The organism is Gluconacetobacter liquefaciens (assembly GCF_003350405.1).
Classification (GTDB): Bacteria; Pseudomonadota; Alphaproteobacteria; order Acetobacterales; family Acetobacteraceae; genus Gluconacetobacter; species Gluconacetobacter liquefaciens.
On the sequence record NZ_QQAW01000002.1, the window covers coordinates 16703 to 36185 of the forward strand.

27 protein-coding genes are annotated in these 19483 nt (G+C 61.1%); 23 read left to right on the forward strand and 4 right to left on the reverse strand.

The features are described from left to right. Positions 1-18 precede the first annotated feature (18 nt). The 6 genes from C7453_RS03310 (at position 19) to C7453_RS03330 (ending at position 2483) form a co-directional block, all read left to right on the forward strand. Positions 19-345, forward strand: a complete 327-nt coding sequence (locus C7453_RS03310) for a DUF736 domain-containing protein (RefSeq protein WP_018308129.1) — start codon at positions 19-21, stop codon at positions 343-345. A 337-nt stretch (positions 346-682) separates the two neighbouring features. After that, positions 683-838, forward strand: coding sequence for a hypothetical protein (locus C7453_RS18860; RefSeq protein ID WP_170143108.1), 156 nt, complete (start codon positions 683-685; stop codon positions 836-838). A gap of 172 nt (positions 839-1010) precedes the next feature. Further along, complete coding sequence (locus C7453_RS03315; protein ID WP_114726142.1) at positions 1011-1295, forward strand: helix-turn-helix domain-containing protein; 285 nt, start codon at positions 1011-1013, stop codon at positions 1293-1295. Between the two features lie 11 nt (positions 1296-1306). Then, entirely contained in the window at positions 1307-1585 is a 279-nt protein-coding gene (locus C7453_RS03320) for a DNA -binding domain-containing protein (protein WP_114726143.1), read from the forward strand. Between the two features lie 132 nt (positions 1586-1717). Then, on the forward strand, positions 1718-2017 hold the full coding sequence (locus tag C7453_RS19270) for a transcriptional regulator domain-containing protein (RefSeq protein ID WP_245948754.1): 300 nt from the start codon (positions 1718-1720) through the stop codon (positions 2015-2017). A 49-nt stretch (positions 2018-2066) separates the two neighbouring features. Continuing rightward, on the forward strand, positions 2067-2483 hold the full coding sequence (locus C7453_RS03330) for a DUF2285 domain-containing protein (RefSeq protein ID WP_114726144.1): 417 nt from the start codon (positions 2067-2069) through the stop codon (positions 2481-2483). 164 nt (positions 2484-2647) lie between these two features. Here the strand turns inward: C7453_RS03330 and C7453_RS03335 are convergent, their stop codons facing one another. Continuing rightward, the gene (locus tag C7453_RS03335) at positions 2648-3784 is read right to left on the reverse strand and encodes an aldo/keto reductase (RefSeq protein WP_456303624.1); all 1137 of its coding nucleotides are present in this window, start codon (positions 3782-3784) and stop codon (positions 2648-2650) included. A gap of 159 nt (positions 3785-3943) precedes the next feature. Here C7453_RS03335 and C7453_RS03340 point away from each other — a divergent pair, with 159 nt between their 5' ends. The 12 genes from C7453_RS03340 (at position 3944) to tcmP (ending at position 12202) form a co-directional block, all read left to right on the forward strand. Further along, positions 3944-4237, forward strand: a complete 294-nt coding sequence (locus C7453_RS03340) for a helix-turn-helix transcriptional regulator (protein ID WP_114726146.1) — start codon at positions 3944-3946, stop codon at positions 4235-4237. Continuing rightward, positions 4237-5292, forward strand: coding sequence for a replication initiator protein A (locus C7453_RS03345; RefSeq protein ID WP_114726147.1), 1056 nt, complete (start codon positions 4237-4239; stop codon positions 5290-5292). The genes C7453_RS03340 and C7453_RS03345 overlap by 1 nt, the downstream gene beginning before the upstream one ends. After that, complete coding sequence (gene parA, locus C7453_RS03350; RefSeq protein WP_114726148.1) at positions 5289-5927, forward strand: ParA family partition ATPase; 639 nt, start codon at positions 5289-5291, stop codon at positions 5925-5927. The genes C7453_RS03345 and parA overlap by 4 nt, the downstream gene beginning before the upstream one ends. Continuing rightward, positions 5924-6118 carry a hypothetical protein gene (locus C7453_RS03355; RefSeq protein WP_245948755.1) on the forward strand — a complete coding sequence of 65 codons (195 nt, stop codon included), beginning with the start codon at positions 5924-5926 and terminating at the stop codon, positions 6116-6118. Before parA ends, C7453_RS03355 begins: the two co-directional genes overlap by 4 nt. Continuing rightward, entirely contained in the window at positions 6115-6357 is a 243-nt protein-coding gene (locus C7453_RS03360) for a ribbon-helix-helix protein (protein WP_114726149.1), read from the forward strand. The genes C7453_RS03355 and C7453_RS03360 overlap by 4 nt, the downstream gene beginning before the upstream one ends. Continuing rightward, positions 6354-6818, forward strand: coding sequence for a DUF2840 domain-containing protein (locus C7453_RS03365; RefSeq protein ID WP_114726150.1), 465 nt, complete (start codon positions 6354-6356; stop codon positions 6816-6818). The genes C7453_RS03360 and C7453_RS03365 overlap by 4 nt, the downstream gene beginning before the upstream one ends. Beyond that, on the forward strand, positions 6815-7351 hold the full coding sequence (locus C7453_RS03370) for a S26 family signal peptidase (RefSeq protein ID WP_114726151.1): 537 nt from the start codon (positions 6815-6817) through the stop codon (positions 7349-7351). Before C7453_RS03365 ends, C7453_RS03370 begins: the two co-directional genes overlap by 4 nt. 7 nt (positions 7352-7358) lie before the next feature. Beyond that, entirely contained in the window at positions 7359-7697 is a 339-nt protein-coding gene (locus C7453_RS03375) for a DUF736 domain-containing protein (RefSeq protein WP_114726152.1), read from the forward strand. Next, positions 7684-8382, forward strand: coding sequence for a lytic transglycosylase domain-containing protein (locus tag C7453_RS03380; RefSeq protein WP_114726153.1), 699 nt, complete (start codon positions 7684-7686; stop codon positions 8380-8382). The genes C7453_RS03375 and C7453_RS03380 overlap by 14 nt, the downstream gene beginning before the upstream one ends. 249 nt (positions 8383-8631) lie before the next feature. Further along, positions 8632-10386, forward strand: coding sequence for a relaxase/mobilization nuclease domain-containing protein (locus tag C7453_RS03385; protein ID WP_114726154.1), 1755 nt, complete (start codon positions 8632-8634; stop codon positions 10384-10386). A 114-nt stretch (positions 10387-10500) separates the two neighbouring features. Then, positions 10501-11325 (forward strand): DUF5131 family protein, encoded by an 825-nt coding sequence (locus C7453_RS03390; protein WP_114726155.1) that lies wholly within the window; start codon positions 10501-10503, stop codon positions 11323-11325. Position 11326: 1 nt separating this feature from the next. Beyond that, positions 11327-12202 carry a three-Cys-motif partner protein TcmP gene (gene tcmP / locus C7453_RS03395; protein WP_170143109.1) on the forward strand — a complete coding sequence of 292 codons (876 nt, stop codon included), beginning with the start codon at positions 11327-11329 and terminating at the stop codon, positions 12200-12202. Positions 12203-12217: 15 nt separating this feature from the next. Here tcmP and C7453_RS03400 read toward each other — a convergent pair whose 3' ends face one another. Then, complete coding sequence (locus tag C7453_RS03400; RefSeq protein WP_114726157.1) at positions 12218-13336, reverse strand: three-Cys-motif partner protein TcmP; 1119 nt, start codon at positions 13334-13336, stop codon at positions 12218-12220. Positions 13337-13608: 272 nt separating this feature from the next. Here C7453_RS03400 and C7453_RS03405 point away from each other — a divergent pair, with 272 nt between their 5' ends. Then, on the forward strand, positions 13609-15591 hold the full coding sequence (locus C7453_RS03405; protein ID WP_114726158.1) for a conjugal transfer protein TraG: 1983 nt from the start codon (positions 13609-13611) through the stop codon (positions 15589-15591). 5 nt (positions 15592-15596) lie between these two features. Further along, positions 15597-16001: a CopG family transcriptional regulator gene (locus tag C7453_RS03410; RefSeq protein ID WP_174787977.1), complete on the forward strand. Its 405-nt coding sequence runs from the start codon at positions 15597-15599 to the stop codon at positions 15999-16001. A gap of 98 nt (positions 16002-16099) precedes the next feature. Here C7453_RS03410 and C7453_RS03415 read toward each other — a convergent pair whose 3' ends face one another. Then, entirely contained in the window at positions 16100-17398 is a 1299-nt protein-coding gene (locus C7453_RS03415; RefSeq protein WP_170143110.1) for a TIR domain-containing protein, read from the reverse strand. 37 nt (positions 17399-17435) lie between these two features. Next, positions 17436-17705 carry an HU family DNA-binding protein gene (locus C7453_RS03420; protein ID WP_114726161.1) on the reverse strand — a complete coding sequence of 90 codons (270 nt, stop codon included), beginning with the start codon at positions 17703-17705 and terminating at the stop codon, positions 17436-17438. Positions 17706-17920: 215 nt separating this feature from the next. Here C7453_RS03420 and trbB point away from each other — a divergent pair, with 215 nt between their 5' ends. From trbB to C7453_RS03435, 3 genes are read left to right on the forward strand one after another with little or no spacing between them, the layout of a single operon-like run. Next, complete coding sequence (gene trbB / locus C7453_RS03425) at positions 17921-18889, forward strand: P-type conjugative transfer ATPase TrbB (RefSeq protein ID WP_114726162.1); 969 nt, start codon at positions 17921-17923, stop codon at positions 18887-18889. Next, positions 18886-19212 (forward strand): TrbC/VirB2 family protein, encoded by a 327-nt coding sequence (locus C7453_RS03430; RefSeq protein ID WP_114726163.1) that lies wholly within the window; start codon positions 18886-18888, stop codon positions 19210-19212. Before trbB ends, C7453_RS03430 begins: the two co-directional genes overlap by 4 nt. Beyond that, the gene (locus C7453_RS03435) at positions 19212-19478 is read left to right on the forward strand and encodes a VirB3 family type IV secretion system protein (RefSeq protein ID WP_114726164.1); all 267 of its coding nucleotides are present in this window, start codon (positions 19212-19214) and stop codon (positions 19476-19478) included. Before C7453_RS03430 ends, C7453_RS03435 begins: the two co-directional genes overlap by 1 nt. Positions 19479-19483 lie beyond the last annotated feature (5 nt).

Here is a 19483-nt window from a genome sequence, read left to right on the forward strand (position 1 = left end):
AGATCACGGAGCAGTATCATGGCCACCATCGGCACCTTCAAGAAAGTCGGCAACGGGTACAACGGCGAGATCGTCACCCTCTCGCTCCAGACCCCCAACGTCCGCATCGCCCCCGAGACCACGCGCCTGAACGAGAACGCCCCCAGCCACCGCGTCTTCGTCGGCCGGGTCGAGATCGGGGCGGCCTGGTCCCGGCGCTCCAACGAGGGGCGCGACTATCTGAGCCTCAAGCTCGACGATCCGAGCTTCAACGCTCCGATCTTCGCCAATCTCTTCGACGACGAGGACGGCGAGGGTTACAGCCTGATCTGGTCCCGCCCCAACGGTCGCCGTAACGGCGACTGAGGCGCCAGCGATCCCCCGCCCGGCCGGTCCGGGCGGGGCCTTCGCGGTGCAGGCCGCGAAAGAGGCAGGGTTCATCGACCGCCCCGGCCCGATCATCGTGTCTCCGGGGCGGGCAGAAAACAGGGCTTCCCTCAGCCTTCCCATCGTACCATGCCCGGCCAGGCCGCGTCACGGACGGCGGTCCCCCCAATTTTGTCCATGCCGGCCTGACGGCCGTCCCGAACAAAATCGGCTCCCCCGCGCGCCGGCAAGCCGGTCGCCCGCAGGGCGATCCATGACCCGACCCGTCCGGGCATGACGCCAGGTCCTGTCTTCGACAAACAGAAGGAGCAGGACGATGACCAATTTGCACGACACCATTCAGCAGCTGCGCGCCGAACTCACCAGCTACGCCATCAGCCGCCGCGAGCGGGCACAGATCGAGCGCGAACTGAAGCGGGCGATCGCGGCACAGGACCGCAAGGGTGCCATGGACAGGGAGGCTCCCGGGTAAGGCGGGGGCTTTTTTGCATCCTCCACCGCGCTTGCTGTCGGTCGCCTACAGAAAATCACGACGCCGAATCGATCGCGGGTTCCTTCTGAAAGAATTGGCTTGAACTGCCTTTAAGCGACTAATATAGTCGTATTTCTGGTGTGTGCCTGTCTCTTGTCGGATGTGATCGTGGATGATCACTGGCCGACAGGTACGGGCAGCGCGGGCACTCCTGAACTGGACGCAGGAACGGCTCGCCGAAAAAGCCCTTGTAGCATTGACCGCGCTGAAGCGTCTTGAATCCGAGCGTGGTCTCGGTGTCCATGAGGGCACGATCGACCAGGTCCGCCGCGCACTGGAGGCGGCGGGCATCCTGTTCATCGAGTCCGGACAAGGGCACGGCGTCATGTTTCTTCACGAGACTTCCGGCACTGAAACGCGGCAGGGTAGGGTGCGTCGCGTTCGCTCTCCGACCTGATCGGCTCCCCCATGCAGAAGCCCCCGCTCGACCCGCCCGTCGCCGACAGCGCTCCGGAAGTGTCCTGTCTCACCGGCTACGACGAACAGCATCTGATCACCTATCTCCGCCTGCTGGACGCCGAGGCTGATGGCGCCGACTGGCGCGAGGTCGCCCGGATCGTGCTGCACCGCGACCCGGCGGCCGATCCCGAGGGCGTCCACCGTTGCTGGCACAGCCATCTGGTGCGGGCGCACTGGATGACCGAGCATGGCTACCAGCATCTCCTGCGGGGCGGCGCGCCTCACTGACACCCTCAATCGTTGCGTGATCTGCAAGACCTGTTGCATGGCCGGGGCGTAGCGGGCAGCGGGACGGTCTGGCATACTCTCGCGAGCAAGTGCTTGCCCTGTTACCACCCGTTACGCATCGGAGACGACGCCATGAGCCGCGCCAACTGGCGGTCGGCGGGCGCGTACGAGGGCCTGCGGTCGCTCGACGCCCCTGCCTTTGCCTTGCAGTTTGTCAGTCGCAATCGGGACTTTATCCGCGACCGGGCCGCCCTTCAGCGCGCTGCGCGTCGGGCTGCGCTGTCCACGTCAGACGCCGAAGCCTTCGCCCGGCGCTGGGGGTTGCGATTTCGAGAGTGTCCGCACGGCCCTCGATCCGCGTACCGCCCTCTGGACTGTTGTGGTATCGCCGGCCGTGATTGCGGTTGTCCCCCTGCCGACAGCACTGGCTGACGCGGCGTCTCGTCCGCTCTCCCTCGCTCGGACAGGACTGCCGCCCGACATGGCTGGAGAAGTATTGATCGAGCAGGGGGAGACGATCCTGCGGCTGTACGTCCTGCCGCCTGCCGGCGCGCAGGTCGGCGTGTTTCTGCCGCTCGACGCGCTATTCGAGGTGCGTGTCCAGGCCGCCGTGCGGCTCTGGCGCGTCCTCAACGGACGCCCACCTGGTCGCGATCCGGCCTGTCTGTCATCCGATCGCATCAGCAGGCTGATCCTGGCGCTCCGTACGCTCGACGGTCTGGATAGCGGCGTTTCTCAACGTGAGGTCGCCGGTGCTCTGTTCGGCCAGAAGGTCTCCACGCGGGATTGGCTCTCCCATGATCTGCATTTCCGCATGAAGCGGCTGGTGCGTTTCGCGCGTGCGCTGACCGATGGGGGATACCGTCGCCTTTTGCGGCATCCATTTCGGGGGGCGTAGTCTACTTCCGCCTCATTCAAGACTAAAGCCGCTCTATGATTCGTTCTGAAAAACGGGCGTAAGTATCTATATGTCAATCTGGAAGTGTCTGAAGAGTATCGCCAGGTTGGGTAGTAAAAATGAAAGCCGGACAGGCCAAATACCTGCGCCGGCCGTTCTTGCTCCTACCTTTCGTCGAACCCGGATTTCTCGCTGTCGAGCACCGCCATCTGCTTCGGATCGTAGCGCTCCCCGGCTGCCGCCCCCTTGGGAACAGCCCGCTCGATAGCCGCCAGATCGTCAGGCGTCAGCACAAGATCAGGTGCCCCCAGCGCTTCGGAGAGCCGATCGCGCCTGCGGGCTCCGACCAGCGGCACGATGTCGTCCCCCCGTGCGGCCACCCAGGCAATGGCCAACTGCGCAACACTCGCGCCCCTGGTGGCTGCAATGTCGCGTAATGTCTCCACAAGGGCCAAATTCCGCTCGACATTCCCTTCCTGAAAGCGGGGGCTACGGACTCGAAAATCCCCCGGCCCCTTCGCCCCTTGCCAGTGCCCACTGATCAGACCGCGCGCGAGGACGCCATAGGCGGTGATGCCGATACCAAGTTCGCGGCAGACAGGAAGAATTTTGTCCTCAATGCCACGCGAGATCAGCGAATACTCGATCTGAAGGTCGCTGATCGGATGGACGGACGCCGCACGCCGGATGGTGTCCGGGCCAACTTCCGAAAGCCCGATATGCCGGACATAACCGGCCTGAACCATCTCGCCGATGGCACCGATCGTCTCCTCGATCGGGACCGCCGGATCGAGCCGCGCGGGCCGGTAGATATCGATATGATCAAGCCCGAGCCGTTGCAGGCTATAGGCCAGAAAGTTCTTGAGAGCGGCAGGCCGAGCGTCATACGCCCCCCAGTTGCCGCCTGGATCCCGCATCGCGCCGAACTTGACGCTGACGAGGAACTGGTCGCGCGAGACGCCCTTGAGCGCCTCACCGATCAGCATCTCGTTATGGCCCATGCCATAGAAATCGCCAGTGTCGAAAAGCGTGATCCCGGCGTCCAGCGCAGCATGGATGGTAGCGATGCTCTCTTGCCTGTCAGTCGGACCATACATGCCGGACATGCTCATGCACCCAAGACCGATCTTGGACACCCGAGGGCCGCTCTGACCCAGTTGCCGCAATTTCATATTTGAGAAAAATCCCTCTCGTTTGAGCAAGGATTTTACCACATCGGTTACCTTTCGATAATCCCTCTTAATTGGAAGACTATCCTCTCTCCCGGCCAAGGTCGGCCTCACCAAAGTCCAGAAACGCATGTCTGTTTGCGGGGGCATGCCGCGACCTCTCGTCTGTCAAGGACCGATCTCATGCCTGTGCGAGATCGGTCCTAGTTCCGAACATGCCTGCTCCGCCACGCTGATCCCTGTTGGCCGCATTTGTCCCGCGGCCCCAGACAGCGATCACGGAGCCACCTCATGTCCGCCAATTACAGCGATCTGCCGCCGCGCTATCTGCGCACGCCCGACGCCTCGCGTTTCGTCGGGCTTTCCATTCGCACACTGGAAAAACACCGGATCTACGGCACCGGCCCGCGTTATTCTAAGCTCGGCGGCCGCGTGGTCTATCGGGTCGATGAGTTGCAGGTCTGGGTAGAGAGCGGGGCACGCGCCCACACCTCCGACACGACCGCCGGCACCGTATCGGCGGCGGCGCGGCAAAGCCCGCTGATCCCGCCGACACCGGCGACCTCACGCGGGAGCCGACGCTGATGTCGTCGTCTGGCAGGAAACATTCCGAACGTGGGCAATTGGAATTGTTCCATGCCATCGCGGGAGATTTTGCCCCTCGCGATGCGCAGGATCTGATGGCGTTTCCATTCTTCAGCCTCGCCAAATCCCCTCGCATGGTCCCGATCGATTACCGGACCCCGGATGTCACCATCCGGGTGGAGGCGTCAGCCGAACATGGCATGGCCACGATCTGGGATGCTGACGTGCTGATCTGGGCCGCCAGCCATCTCGTTGCCGCGCGTGACGCCGGTCGGCGCACGTCGCGGCTGATGGTGGCCAGCCTGCGCGAGATCCTGACCTTCATCGGTCGGGGAGACAGCGCGCGGGACTATGAGCGGCTGGAAGCGGCGTTCGACCGGCTGCAATCTACTACGATCAAGACCTCGCTCCGGCAGACCGGGACGGGGCAACTGCACCGCTTCTCCTGGATCAACGAATGGAAGCGGCACACCGCGCGGGAAGGGCGCACCCGCGTGATCGAACTGATCCTGCCCGACTGGTTCTACCAGGCGGTTCTCGATGACGCGCTCGTGCTGACCATCGACCCAGCCTATTTTGGCCTCACAGGCGGTCTGGAGCGCTGGCTCTATCGCATTGTGCGCAAGCATGGCGGTCGCCAGCGTGCGGGCTGGGCCTTCGGCCTGCGCCATCTCTACGAAAAATCCGCCAGTCTTTCCCCCTATCGCCGCTTTGCCTTCGAGCTACGCGACATGGCGAAGCGGCAGCCCTTTCCGGGTTATCGGCTGTCGGTGCGCCCCGACCGCAGCGGCAATGACACGCTGGCCTTCGCGCCTGCCAAACTATCCACAGGCGCCTGTGGACAAGCTGTGAATTCATCCGTGCTATCAGTTGTGGATTTATCCGTGCCATCACTGCCACGGCATCCGTGCTATCGTTTGCGGAAAACGCCAAATCATGACGTTGAATCAAACGGTTATGGTACCCTTAACTTAGAATCTAACTTAAAAGAGTCTAACTTTAAGGATGTTGGCACCCCTTCCGATCCGTGGAAAACCCCCGGAGAGGGGTCTTGATCGTGGCCTTCCTCAACCAGAAGGGCGGCGTCGGCAAGACAACGCTGGCGCTGCATCTCGCGGGTCAATGGGCTCGGGAAGGCCGGCGCGTGACGGTCATCGACGCCGACCCGCAGGGCTCGGCGCTGGACTGGTCGGAGCAGCGGGCGCGGGAGGGACTGCCCCGGCTGTTCGGCGTGATCGGGCTGGCGCGCGACACGCTGCACCACGAGGCGCCGGCACTGGCTCAGGGGGTGGATCACGTCGTCATCGACGGTCCGCCGCGTGTGGCGGCGCTGCTGCGCTCCGCCCTGCTGGCTGCCGACTTGGTGCTGATCCCCGCGCAGCCCTCGCCGTTCGACGGCTGGGCCTCGGCCGAAATGCTGCGGCTGCTGGCGGAAGCACGCCTTTTCCGTCCCGGCCTGCTGGCCCGTTTCGTGCTCAACCGCTGCGCTGCGCGCACGGTCATCGCCCGCGAAACCCGGCTGGCGCTGGTGGGGCATGACCCGGCGGCACTCGCGGCGCGGATCGGCCAGCGGGTCGCCTTCGCCGACGCTGCGCGCACCGGCCGTCTGGTCTGTGACCTGCGTCCGCATGGGATTGCCGTCCGCGAAATCGCCGCCCTGACGGCCGAGATCGGGGGGCTGGTGTCATGACCCTGCTGACTGGCGACAGCGCGCTCCTGATGCCCTGGCACGGCCCCTACGACATGATCCTGGTCGACCCGCCGCCCTATGGCGATACATCGCTCGCCTGGGACCGGCGCGTGGCGGATTGGCCCGGCAAGGCTCACGCCGCTCTGAGACTGCGTGGCCAGTTCCTGATCGGCGAAGGAATTTCGCCATGACGGAGCGTCGCATGCGGCCCGGCTTCGCGTCGCGTCCCGCCGACCCGGAACGCTGGGTCAGGGCGCCGGACAAGCCTGCGGCTGCCAACCGCTTTACCGCCCGGCTGACCATCGACGTCACACCGGCCTTCCGCGCCCGGCTCAAGGTCGCGGCGTTCCAGCGGGGCATGACGGTTGCCGACATGCTGCGCGCGCTACTGGCCCGCGAGTTTCCCGATACGCCCGGAGACACGCCATGAACGACACGTTTGCCCACGTCGAACTGACCTGGATCGAGAAGCGCATTGAGCACTGGATCCGCTTCGGCTCTATCGCCCAAGAGCTGATTCTCGATCGTCGGCGGCGGATACTGAGCTTTCCGCCGGACAGCGTGTTCGCGTTCCTGCGCTGGGCGGCGAACGATTACGGCACGGTGGTGTCCTGCATCGACATCGTGCGCGTCATCCGTCCCGACGAGCCCTATCAGACGGTGCCGTTCGTGCGGCCCGGTGGTGAGAGCCTGCTGCGCCAGAGCGGCTGGCCGAAGGTCCGGCTGGTGCTGGAAGCGATCGATCGCGTCGAAGCTATCGGCATCGACCCCGTCGATGTCGCGCCCGAGCATTGGCGGCATCTGCACAATCGGATGCTCGCCGGGCAGGCGGCACGCCCTTACACACGTGATCGCCACCACGCCTGGTTGCGCCGGAGGGCGGTGTCATGACGCGCTTCGGCTGGTTCTTCACCACCTATGTCGCGGTGATGGCGATCATGCTGGGTGCGTTCTTCCGTCCGGCACCCCGGCTGATCTGGAACGCCACCGCCAGCACACCGGTCGGGCTGTATCGCCTGCAATCGGTGCGGATCCTGCATGTCGGCGACCTGGTGGCGATCCGGCCTCCGGCCGACATCGCCGGGATGCTGGCGCGCGGCGGCTATCTGCCGCTCGGCGTGCCGCTGCTCAAGCCGGTCGCGGCACTGCCGGGACAACGGGTCTGTCGCATTGGTGCTGCCATCACGGTCGATGGCAAGGCGCTCGGCGCGGCGCTGGCTCACGATCATCGCGGCCGTTCGCTGCCGGTGTGGCAGGGCTGCCGGCACGTCCTGCCCGGCCAGATCTTCGTCATGAACCCGGCCATCCCGACCAGTCTTGATGGCCGCTATTTTGGCGTCCTGTCGGTCGCTGCGGTGCTCGGCCGCGCGCAGCCGCTGTGGCTCGTGCCGTCACCGATTTCTTCCTCCCCCAAGCAGAAATGAGGCTGACATGGCCCAGATCGGAACTTTCACGCGCACGGCTGACGGCTTCGCCGGTCGCCTGCGCACGCTCGCCCTCGACGTCGAACTGACGATCGTGCCGGCGCAATCGTCGGACGTCGAGCATGCGCCCGACTATCGTGTTCATCTCGGCGAGGCCGACGCGGGACCGGAGATCGGCGCTGGCTGGAAGCGCACCGGCGAGAAGGCGGGCACCTACCTCTCGCTCGTTCTCGATGACCCCATGCTGGCGCAGCCGATCCGCGCCAACCTGTTCCAGTCCGACCGTCAGGGGCGTGCCTTCCATCTGGTCTGGAACCGTCCGGTGAAGCGCGATGATCGGCGGTAAGGCGGCACTCCGGCTGCTCGGTGTCGTGCTTCCGGTCGTCGTGTCCATGACGATACCGGGGCATGTCGCGATCGCCGATCCATACGCCGACATGATCGCGGAAGCAGCCGAGCGCGCGCAGATTCCGGCCTCATGGATTGCCGCCGTCCTGCACGCGGAGAGCAGAGGCGATGCACATGCGGTGTCGTCGGCGGGTGGGATGGGGCTCATGCAGGTGATGCCCGGCACATGGTCCAGCCTGCGCACGTCGCTCGGCCTCGGCGACGATCCGTTCGACCCGCACGACAACATCCTGGCGGGTGCGACCTATCTGCGCTGGATGCGGAACCGCTATGGCGAGGCCGGGTTTCTTGCCGCCTATAATGCCGGTCCTGCGCGCTATGACGAGCATCTGGCAACCGGCCGACCGCTGCCTGCCGAGACGCGGAACTACGTTGCATCGGTCAGCGCCCGGCTCGCTCTTCCGCTTGCCGATGACATCACGACCGGCGCTCCGTTGGCACGATCCTGGCAGGAGTCTTCCCTCTTTCCGGCGTCATTCCTGCGCACGGGCGATGCGTCCCGGCATGTCGAGAGTCCGCATAATCGGGGGCAGGCCAATGGTGCTCGCCCAACCGACTGGACGGCGCTCGCCCCGCAATCGGCCGGTCTGTTCCTCGCGTCAGGGCATGGGGAAGCACGCTGATGATCCCCGTTCCGGTCCATCGGGCGCTGGCGGGCGATGGGTGCCTTGGGGATGGGGTGCTGGGGGAAGACAGGCAACGGAGGGAAGGACGGCAAGGTAAAAGCACCGCTCCTTCGGGGGGGCATGTGGTTGGTTTGATTGGGGAATTTGTCTTCTCACCCCGCACCGCCTGCGGCTGTCCGTGCCATTTTCATAATGTTTTCAACGATCCGGGCGCCGTCAGGCGCACATCCAAGCGGAGAGCGGGCCATGGCGACGCGCGATGACGGCCTGACTGTCCGGCCTGGACGCATCCAGCATGGCAATCAGGGCGCACGACCGAAATCCTTCGTTGGTGAGGTCATGCGTGCCGCGAAGAGGGCCGGTCATACCGGCACGCGTTTTGGAGCGAAGGGGAGGGGTGGCGGCGGTGGTTCCCGTTTCGGGCGCGGCCGGAGCGCGGCCCTGTCCATGCGGCTGCGCAGCAATGCCCGTCGGGTCGTGGTCAAGGCGCGTGTCGTGCGCCAGCAAGGCACGCGCTTCCGGTCCGCGCCGCTCGCCCGGCATATCGCCTACCTCAGGCGCGAGGGCGTGACCCGCGACGGCGCCAGGGCCCATCTGTTCGATGCCGGCTCCGACGAAGCGGACAGCAAGGCCTTCGCGGAACGCTGTGCCGACGACCGGCACCATTTCCGCTTCATCGTCTCCCCCGAGGATGCGGCGCGGATGGAGGATCTGCGGGGCTTTGCGCGCGAACTGATGCAGGACATGGAGCGCGACCTAGGCACCAAGCTGGACTGGGTTGGGGTGGATCACTGGAACACCGACAATCCGCACGTCCACATCCTGGTGCGCGGGGTCGCTGATGACGGCAAGGATCTGGTGATCAGTCGCGCCTATATCAGCCAGGGCCTGCGCGACCGCGCCGCCGAACGGGTGACGCTGGAGCTGGGCCCGCGCAGCGAACAGGAACTCCGCACCGCCCTGGAGACCGAGATCGGCGCCGACCGCTGGACCAGCCTCGATCGCGCGTTGCAGGACATCAGCGACGAGGGCGGCGGCATCGTCGATCTGCGGCCGGGCGCAGGTGCCGAAGACCCGCAACTGCGGCGCCTGCTGGTCGGAAGGGCGACCAAGCTGGAAGGGCTCGGCCTGGCCGAGCGGGTCGGGGTGGCACGCTGGACCCTCAAGCCGGGGCTGGAGGCGACCCTGCGCGATCTTTCCATCCGGGGCGACATCATCAAGACCATGCACCGCGCCATGTCTGGCGGCGGGGCAGAACCCGATGTCGCGGGTTTCGCGATCCATGGTGAGAAACTGGCCGATCCCGTCATTGGTCGGCTGGTCGAGCGTGGGTTGGACGACGAGTTGAAGGGCTCGGGCTATGTGGTCATCGCCGGTACCGACGGGCGGACGCATCACGTCCAGTTCGCGGATCTGGAGCTGACCGGTGATGCCAAAATCGGTGCGATCGTCGAGACCCGGACCTGGGAGGATGCCAAAGGCACGCAGCGCCTGTCGCTGGCGACGCGCTCGGACTTCACGCTGGCTGAGCAGGTGATGGCTCCGGGTGCGACCTGGCTTGATCGCCAGTTGCTCGCCAAGGATCCGGCGCTGGCCAATGCGGGCTTCGGCGGAGAGGTCCACGAGGCGATGGCGCAGCGGATCGATCATCTGGCGTCCGAGGGGTTGGCCCGGCGGCAGGGCGAACGGGTGGTGTTCGCACCCGACTTGATCGGTACCCTGCGCCAGCGCGATCTCGATCAGGCGGCGGCCCGGTTTGCGGTGCAGACCGGGCTGGAGCACCGGCCCGCGAAGGAAGGCGAGATCGTCTCGGGGGTCTATCGCCAGAGGGTAGCCCTGTCTTCGGGGCGGTTCGCCATGGTCGATGACGGGCTGGGCTTCCAACTCGTGCCGTGGCGTCCGGCCCTGGAACAGAAGCTCGGACGGCAGGTTTCCGGCACCATGTCGCCGGGTGGATCGGTGGACTGGAATTTTGGACGGAAACGGGGAATAGGAATTTAGCCGTTTTCTATCGCGGTATCGATTCCCGCTTGCTCTATAGTAAGGGTGGGAACAAAAAGAGAACTCTTGGCTGCGGCTTCATTCCATTATATGTTAACATAAGGAGTAACTGATTTGGCCAAGAATTCCCGGATTGAGTGGACTACTCATACCTTCAACCCATGGTGGGGGTGTGTAAAGGTGTCGCCTGCTTGTAAGCACTGTTACGCCGAGGCATGGGCCAAGCGTGTCGGTAGCCGTGTCTGGGGAGTGAAGGCCGAACGTCGTTTTTTTGGGGACAAGCACTGGGCTGAGCCCATCAAATGGAATTTGGCCGCTGCTGAGCTTGGAGAGCGTCCACGCGTGTTTTGTGCCTCAATGGCGGATGTTTTCGAGGACCGGCGGGATCTGGATGATGCTCGTGCGCGCCTTTGGGAGTTGATCGTGGCGACACCCAACTTGGATTGGCTTTTGCTGACAAAGCGACCCGAGTTCGTCAGTAAGATGGTACCTTGGACTAACGATTGGCCGCCAAATATTTGGCTGGGTACAACCGTTGAGGACCAAAAATGGGCTGAAGAACGATTGCCACATCTTGCTGAAATTCCCGCCGCGGTTAGATTTATTTCCGCAGAACCGCTTCTTGGTCCACTAAACATATCCCACTGGCTCAGCGAACATATCGATTGGGTCATTACGGGTGGAGAGAGTGGTCCAAAGGCACGCCCGTCCAGTCCAAGTTGGTTCTTAGAATTACTCAATCAATGCATGGCTTCAGAGGTGGCATTCCATTTCAAGCAGTGGGGTGATTGGGCACCGGGGCAAGGGTTGAATCTCGCTAAGGCGAGAGCCAGTCGTGCAGATGATGGTACTGTCATGCTTCGTGTCGGTAAGAAGGCCGCTGGTCGCATTCTTGATGGTGCGGAATGGGATGGCTTGCCGACGGCGAGGTCATCCTAATTTGCCTGCCTTGCTTTTCGACGAGGCGGAGCTTCCGACTATCGAAGTCGTGCCGGAGAAAAATTTTCAATCACTCCGACATCCGCTTTGGACCGAGAATAAGGCTCGACTAATCCAAGAATACATCAAGCTCTTCACATACGTGACTAAACATGGAGCCTATATCGACGGCTTCGCGGCACCCCAGAGACGGGAGCGCCTTGACCTTTGTTCGGCCAAGCTGGTCTTGGAAGCTGAACCACAGCGTGTTCGAGACCTGTGGTTATGTGACATTGATCCGAAAGGAGTTGCATTATTACGTGAGCTTCAAGAGGCATATGAAAGTAAGGGGCGCAGAATCCATGTTGTTGAAGGTGATTTTAACAACACATATGAAACAATATTGGCATCAGGCCGGATAACTGATCGAACTGCTACTTTCGCGTTGCTCGATCAACGCACCTTTGAATGTGCGTGGTCTACGGTGGAAGCGATCGCGCGACATAAGAAGGGCATGAAAATTGAGGTGTTTTATTTTTTGGCTACGGGGTGGATCGATCGTTCGATTGCTGCAGTAAAGCGGGAAATCACGGCTGCTCGCGTGGAACGTTGGTGGGGTAGACCTGATTGGCGCACGTTAAGAGGGATGCAGGGCATCGAACGCGCAAATTTGTTAGTCAAGCGATTCAAGGACGAGCTCGGCTATACATTCGCGTATCCCTACGCGATTCACGATTCCCGTTTAGGAGGGCGTACCATGTATCACATGATCCACGCGACCGATCACCCCGAAGCATCGCCTCTCATGATGCGGGCATATCGCAAAGTTTCAGGACGGAGTGACCAAGAGACTCATGTACAACTCGACTTCGACGCACATTGGGGCGAATTCAAGTAATAATAACGATTGGCATTATGGAAAAGATATCTGTACGTTGTCGCCGCAGGATCGTTCGCCTTTGACCATTCGTCGCTTGGCAGCCGGTGGATCGGCCGAGATCTGACCGCTTGCTTCCATATCATTTAATATATTTTTGTAATTCCGCTTAATATAACGTGTACCAATGTGGTGTTCGCGATAGATGTCAATCATACGTAGTCTGCGGCCCTGAAACCGTTTGGATAGATCGTCGGCCAACATTTCTAATGGGCGAGCCAGTGAGAAAAGCAACGGGCAGCGTTCGTCTGCTGGTGAATATTCGAAGGAAGGCACACCTTGATCTTCAGTCGAACTCGCCCGCGCCATTATGTCCTTCATGATCTCATAGCCCAAGACGTTCTTCGTTACGAAAATAAGGGCATGTGATGTTCGGCTACCGTCCGCGCGCCGGAAGCGAAACGGGAGGATGTATTGAGCGCCAAGTTCCTTCAGCGCCTGCGATAGCTCTTCTAATATGAACGACTCTCGGTCGCTGGGCGTCATCCCGGTCAGAATCGTTCTCATCTTGTCGATCCTCTGTTCGCCAAAAAGAGCATTCATATGAGATCGTACGGTATCATTACTGATTCCTGCGTTTATTCTTGAGTAATTAAAAAAGAAAACGCAGTCGCATCCCCAATCTTTTACAACAGACTGAATTATTCCACGGGAAAGTCCTTTATATCCGAACGGATCTATAAAAGAGAAAGTGGGGCATATCCGGGATGACTCGAACATTTTTTGTGCGTCATGTCCAACCTCGGAGCAGAATGCCTGCGGTGCATGCGTGAGTAAGCCGTGGTCAGGTAAATCATTGATTGCATGGCGAAGTGAGTACACGTTGTCGGGATCGGAGTCGTTGAACATGGTCACGAGCAGCCGGGCAAGTGCGGGTTTCTGGATTGCGCGTTCTAGAACCAATAGCGGGGTCGACTTTGTACCGTCCTTGTATCGCCCAGGACCGGCAAATAGATCAATATAGGCAATCTTCTGAAGCCCATACTTCTGTGCGTTTACGATCATGACGTCAGCCCAGGCATTAAAATATTTTGCGACTATTTCTGCTTTGACTGCGGATTGTTCGCGTTGCTCTTCAAAGAAACCATGTGACACTGAAAAGTCCTCAACGAAAGGAAACGATACGTTATCGCGAAATAGATTGATTACAAAGAGGCGGCGGAAGCGATGGCAGATGCGTGTACGATGCGGACCTCAATAATTCATCCGAAATCAAATTATGAAGATCACCGCTTTCAGGGGTAATGAGGACGAGCGTTACAACATTGCGCGTACGTCCGTTGTTTATCCGGTTTTAGCCGGGCACCTGATGTAGGCAAGTTCCCTATTGTAGCTACTCCACTCACGCGTCTTGATCTGTGTTCGTCATGAACCAGACCAAGATCCTCTGGGGATCGGTGTTTGCCGCCAGCACCGTGATCCTCGCCTTCACCTGGACTGCCACTCAGTGGACAGCGTGGCGGCTCGGCTTCCAGCCGCAGCTCGGTGCCCCGTGGTTCATGCTGCTCGGCTGGCCGGTCTATTACCCGCCCGAGTTTTTCTGGTGGTGGTTCGCCTACGACGCTTATGCTCCGGACATCTTCACCACCGGCGGTTACATCGCGGGCTCCGGCGGGATCGCCGCCGTCATCGTCGCGATCACCTTGTCCGTCTGGCGTGCCCGCGAGAAGAAACGCGCCACCACCTATGGTTCGGCGCATTGGGCCGACCCGCGCGAGATCCGCCGTGCCGGGCTCCTCGTCCCCGATGGCGTGGTGCTCGGTCGTTCCGCCGATGCCTATCTCCGTCATGACGGGCCAGAGCATGTGTTGTGCTTTGCCCCCACCCGATCGGGCAAGGGCGTGGGTCTGGTAGTGCCGACGCTGCTGACCTGGCCGGGCTCGGCCATCGTCCATGACATCAAAGGCGAGAACTGGACTCTGACCGCCGGCTGGCGTTCCCGCTTCGGGCGCGTGCTGCTGTTCGACCCGACCAATCTCGCCAGTGCCGCCTATAATCCGCTGCTGGAGGTCCGGCGCGGCGAGCGCGAAGTTCGCGATGTGCAGAACATCGCCGATGTGCTGGTTGATCCCGAAGGCGCCCTGGAGAAGCGGAACCACTGGGAAAAGACCAGCCACGCCCTGCTGGTCGGTACCATTCTCCATGTCCTCTACGCCGAGGAGGACAAGACCCTGGCTGGAGTAGCCAATTTCCTCTCCGATCCCAAGCGCGCGATCGAAACCACCCTGCGCGCGATGATGACCACGCCGCATCTCGGGACGAAGGGTGTGCATCCGGTGGTGGCCAGTTCAGCGCGGGAATTGCTCAACAAGAGCGACAATGAACGCTCGGGCGTGCTCTCCACCGCGATGTCGTTCCTCGGCCTCTATCGCGACCCGGTCGTGGCGCATGTCACGCGGCGCTGCGACTGGCGGATCCGTGATCTTGTCGCCGACAGCCATCCGGCGACGCTGTATCTGGTAGTGCCGCCCTCAGACATCAGCCGCACCAAGCCGCTGGTTCGCCTGGTGCTCAACCAGATCGGCCGCCGGCTGACCGAAGAACTGGAGGCGAAGCGGCGCCACAGGCTACTGTTGATGCTCGATGAATTTCCGGCGTTGGGGCGGCTGGATTTCTTCGAAAGCGCACTGGCTTTTATGGCGGGCTACGGCATCAAGAGCTTCCTGATCGGGCAGAGCCTGAACCAGATCGAGAAGGCCTACGGCCAGAACAATTCGATCCTCGATAATTGCCATGTCCGGGTCAGTTTCGCGACCAATGATGAACGGACCGCCAAACGGGTGTCCGATGCGCTCGGCACCGCGACCGAGATCCGTGACGCCAAGAACTATGCCGGGCATCGTCTGTCACCGTGGCTCGGGCATCTGATGGTGACGCGCCATGAAACCGCGCGGCCGTTGCTGACGCCGGGGGAGATCATGCAGCTTCCCCCTGACGAGGAACTCGTGCTGGTGTCTGGTTGCCCGCCGATCCGGGCGAGCAAGGCGCGGTATTTTGAGGATGTCGAACTGGCCGCGCGCATCCTCCCGCCGCCCCGGTTCGGGTCGCCACCGTCTCCGGAGGGAACGCCACCCGTCGGACCGCAGCCGCCGGAGGACTGGGCTGATGTCGTCCAACCGCCTCCTGCCAGCAAAGCGGATGACGATCCCGCCAATGCCGGCATCCGCCGTGAGCCGGAATTGCCCGAACAGGAGGAGGTAGTCCGGGCGCCGAGGAAGCCGGTCCATGAATTCGACCCGCCGGAGGATGAGCCCGAGGACGATGCCACACGGGCACAGACCCTGCGACGCGGTGAGCAGGGTCTCGCGCGTCAGGTTTCGCTCGATCCTGGCGATCGGATGGGGCTATGACTGCCATGCGGATCAAGCACACGATTCGGCTGCCGCCTGATCTCAGCGCAAAATTAGCCGATTACGCTGCCCGGAAGAAGGTGCCGCAAGCGCTGATCGTCGAGACGGCACTTGCATCGTTCTTGTCACCGGACGGACCTGAAAGGCTGGAAGCGGCGTTAGCCCGGCGGCTGGACCGGATGACCCGCCAGTTGGAACGTATGGAGCGGCGGGTCACGATCTCAAATGAGTCACTGGCCGTGTTCGTGCGGTTCTGGCTGACTAGCACGCCCCCGTTGCCCGACGCAGCTTTGGCTGCGGCGCAGAGCAAAGGACGGGAGCGCTATGACGGGTTCATCGAAGCGGTCGGACGTAGGCTGGCGCGAGGAAAGACACTGGATGACGAGGTAAGGGCGGATTTGGAATCGTAAACATTAGATGCGGAATAGTAGGATAACCTCCGTTCTTCCAAAGCTGTTTTTCTCCACATTTTGTATTGGAAGTAGAGACCTTATATAAACAACCGTTCTCATGAAAACCAATTTGCGCGTTGGGTCATATTATGACGATCGTAAATCTCATTCATAAAACGAGAAATTACGGTTTCTGCATTATCCAATTCTGTAATTTCTGTAACATATTCTAGGCGGACGTAAGCGCATGTTTTATTTTGAGGTGAGGATGAGGATCTGTAATCGGGCAGGATCCACCCTTTAGTACCGTCGATGGAGATTTCCCATTTAAGTGGAAAAATAATCCCGAGTGATTTTAAAAAAACAAGCTGAGACGCAAGTCCGTCTCGCAACCCCTCCACATTGAGATAAAGAAGCGACGATTGTCTGCGCAATAAGTCGACTGTTGCAGTGTCTCGAGACCATATTTCGCCTTCTCGACCGCATAGAACAATAGAAGTGATTTCCACATGGTCTGCGTAATCGCCAGCCCGGATGGTGAGCCCTTTCCCATAGTGCGTTTCGCAATAACTTAAATTTGTTTGTCCGAATATCGGGAGCGGTCTTTCGAGATTAAAAGCTTGGTCAAATCTTTCCACGTCACATTTCGTTTGGGAATAAACCGGCCGTAAAAACGTCCATGCGCAAAGTCCATTGGACCAGCGTGCGGGCAGGAAAGTGCCTGGTGCACCTGCCATAGGCTTCATCTCTGCTATAGTATTGAATGGCCCAAGCAAAAGCCCACTCGGGCGCTCAATAAGCCATTTTTCAACGAACTCGTCACGCTGAGTATTGTAGGGTATATATAAATTTTGTTCGGATATTATAGTCGATAGCGCGTCTTTGAGAGCTTTTATCAAGTCTATCTTTTCTTGAGATCTCTTATTTTTTCTATTCTCCACCGCTTTCCCGCAGTTATCCTCCCCAATGATGAATTCGATAGGATGCCGCAAATGCCTTAGATCGAAGGGAAGGTCATATTCGGTAGGTTTGCCGTAATTTCCATTCATAACACAAATGATGCGTTTGTCGGAAAGTTTGGCCAGAGCATACCCATACTCAATGAGAACATTAGGATTGGGTGTCTTTCTAGGGTCTCCGCTCTCGTCTTGTGAACACGACTCTCCCACAAAAGTCATGTCAGCTACAAAAATGTCTGATTCCGAAATTTTTTCTAATATTGTTTGGACTATAGGTATGGTTCCGCCGCGGAATTTAGTGTCGCTGTCAATAACAACATCCGATCGAACAGCTTTTTCTACAAGCAAATCTTGGGAAATTTCCTCGGCGGCTTTCTTTAATGCTTCCTCAATAAATGACTTGCCGTATTGGATGGGAATATCCGACTGCCAAGAAAAAAATACATTTATCCCCAATATACCCGCTCCATTTTATTGATTTATCTATATGTTCTTACATTTCTTTTTTTAGCGCGGGACTGGCCTTGAAACGGACGGTCTTGCCGGCCTTGACCTTCACCGGCTCGCCGGTGCGAGGATTGAGCGCCTTACGGGCCTTGGTCTTGTGGACCGTGAAGGTCCCGAAGGACGGCAGCGTGAAGCCACCCTCCTGCTCCAGTTCGGCGACAATGGCACCAACCAGATCATCGGCGGCCTTGGCGGCGGCAACGCCGGTGCATGCAAGGGAATCCTGAAGAACAGCGGCAATGAAGGCTTTGCTCATGCGGGCGCGGGTCCGTGTGGTGGTCGATTCTGGAAAAACGGTAGCAGCGCCCATTCGCCCCGTCACCGGCCAAACGGCAACATACCCCTATGCAAGTTCTTCTATCCCAGCGCCCTACAGCCATCAGAGACTTGTTGCGCTGGCGTGACCATGCCTCTTTCTAATCAACCCCGCTGATCCACCGCCTCCCTCCGGGGGCCAATTGCGGGTTTCCGATGACCGTTGCGTCTTTCCGCTCCGAAGTCGTCGCCCGAGGCACGCGCATGCTGCGCACCGCCCTCGGCCCCGCGATTGCTGGCTATCTCGATGATCCATCAATCGTCGAAGTGATGCTCAATCCCGATGGCCGGCTGTGGATCGACCGGCTGGCCGGCGGGATGGAGGACACCGGCACCAGGATCGCGCCAGCCGACGCCGAGCGGATCGTCCGCTTGGTTGCCCACCATGTCGGGGCCGAGGTCCATCCCGGCAGTCCGCGCGTCTCCGCCGAACTGCCGGGAAGCGGGGAACGGTTCGAAGGACTGGTGCCTCCGGTGGTGGTGGCACCCTGCTTCGCCATCCGGCGCCCGGCCATCGCGGTGTTCTCGCTCGATGATTATGTGGCTGGCGGGATCATGACCGCGGTACAGGCCACGTTTCTGCGCCGCGCCATCGCCGAGCGGAAGAACATCCTAGTTGCCGGCGGCACCTCCACCGGCAAGACCACCCTGGTCAACGCGCTGCTGGCCGAGATCGCGCAGACCGGCGACCGGGTGGTGCTGATCGAAGACACGCGCGAATTGCAATGCGCGACCCCTAATCTGGTCGCCCTGCGCACCAAAGACGGCGCGGCCTCACTCTCCGACCTAGTGCGCTCCTCGCTGCGCCTGCGTCCCGACCGGATACCGATCGGCGAGGTGCGCGGCGCCGAAGCGCTCGACCTGCTCAAGGCCTGGGGCACCGGTCACCCCGGCGGTGTCGGCACCCTGCATGCCGGGTCGGCGATCGGTGCCCTGCGCCGGCTGGAGCAGCTGATCCAGGAAGCCGTCGTCACCGTGCCGCGCACCCTGATCGCCGAGACCATCGACGTGATCGCTATCTTGTCCGGGCGCGGAAACGCGCGCCGGCTGGCCGAACTCGCCACTGTCCGGGGCCTGACCCTGGACGGGGACTACATCCTCACCCCCGCCGGAGACCCGTCATGACAAGCATGATCGCCCTGCGCCGCCGCCTCGCCGTGGTGAGCGCGCCCCTTGTTCTCGCTCTGCTGTCGGCCCCGGCCTACGCAGCCGGCTCGAGCATGCCGTGGGAGCAGCCGCTGACCCAGATCCTGGACTCGGTCCAGGGGCCGGTGGCCAAGATCATCTCGGTGATCATCATCACCGTGACCGGCCTGACCCTGGCCTTCGGCGAAACCTCGGGCGGCTTTCGTCGCCTGATCCAGATCGTCTTTGGCCTGTCGATCGCTTTTGCGGCGTCCAGCTTCTTCCTGTCCTTCTTCTCCTTCTCGGGCGGGGCGTTGATCTGATGGAGCCCGACGCCATTCCCGGCTTCACCGCCCCGGTGCATCGCGCCCTGATCGAGCCGATCCTGCTCGGCGGGGCGCCGCGCACGGTGGCCATCGTCAACGGCACGCTGTCGGCGGCAATCGGCCTCGGCCTGCGGCTGTGGATCGCGGGCGGGATCTTCTGGCTGGTCGGCCATCTTGCCGCCGTCTGGGCAGCCAAGCGCGATCCCGCCTTCGTCGACGTGGTGCGCCGGCACCTGCGCTATCCCACCCATCTGGTCGGGTGAGGGCG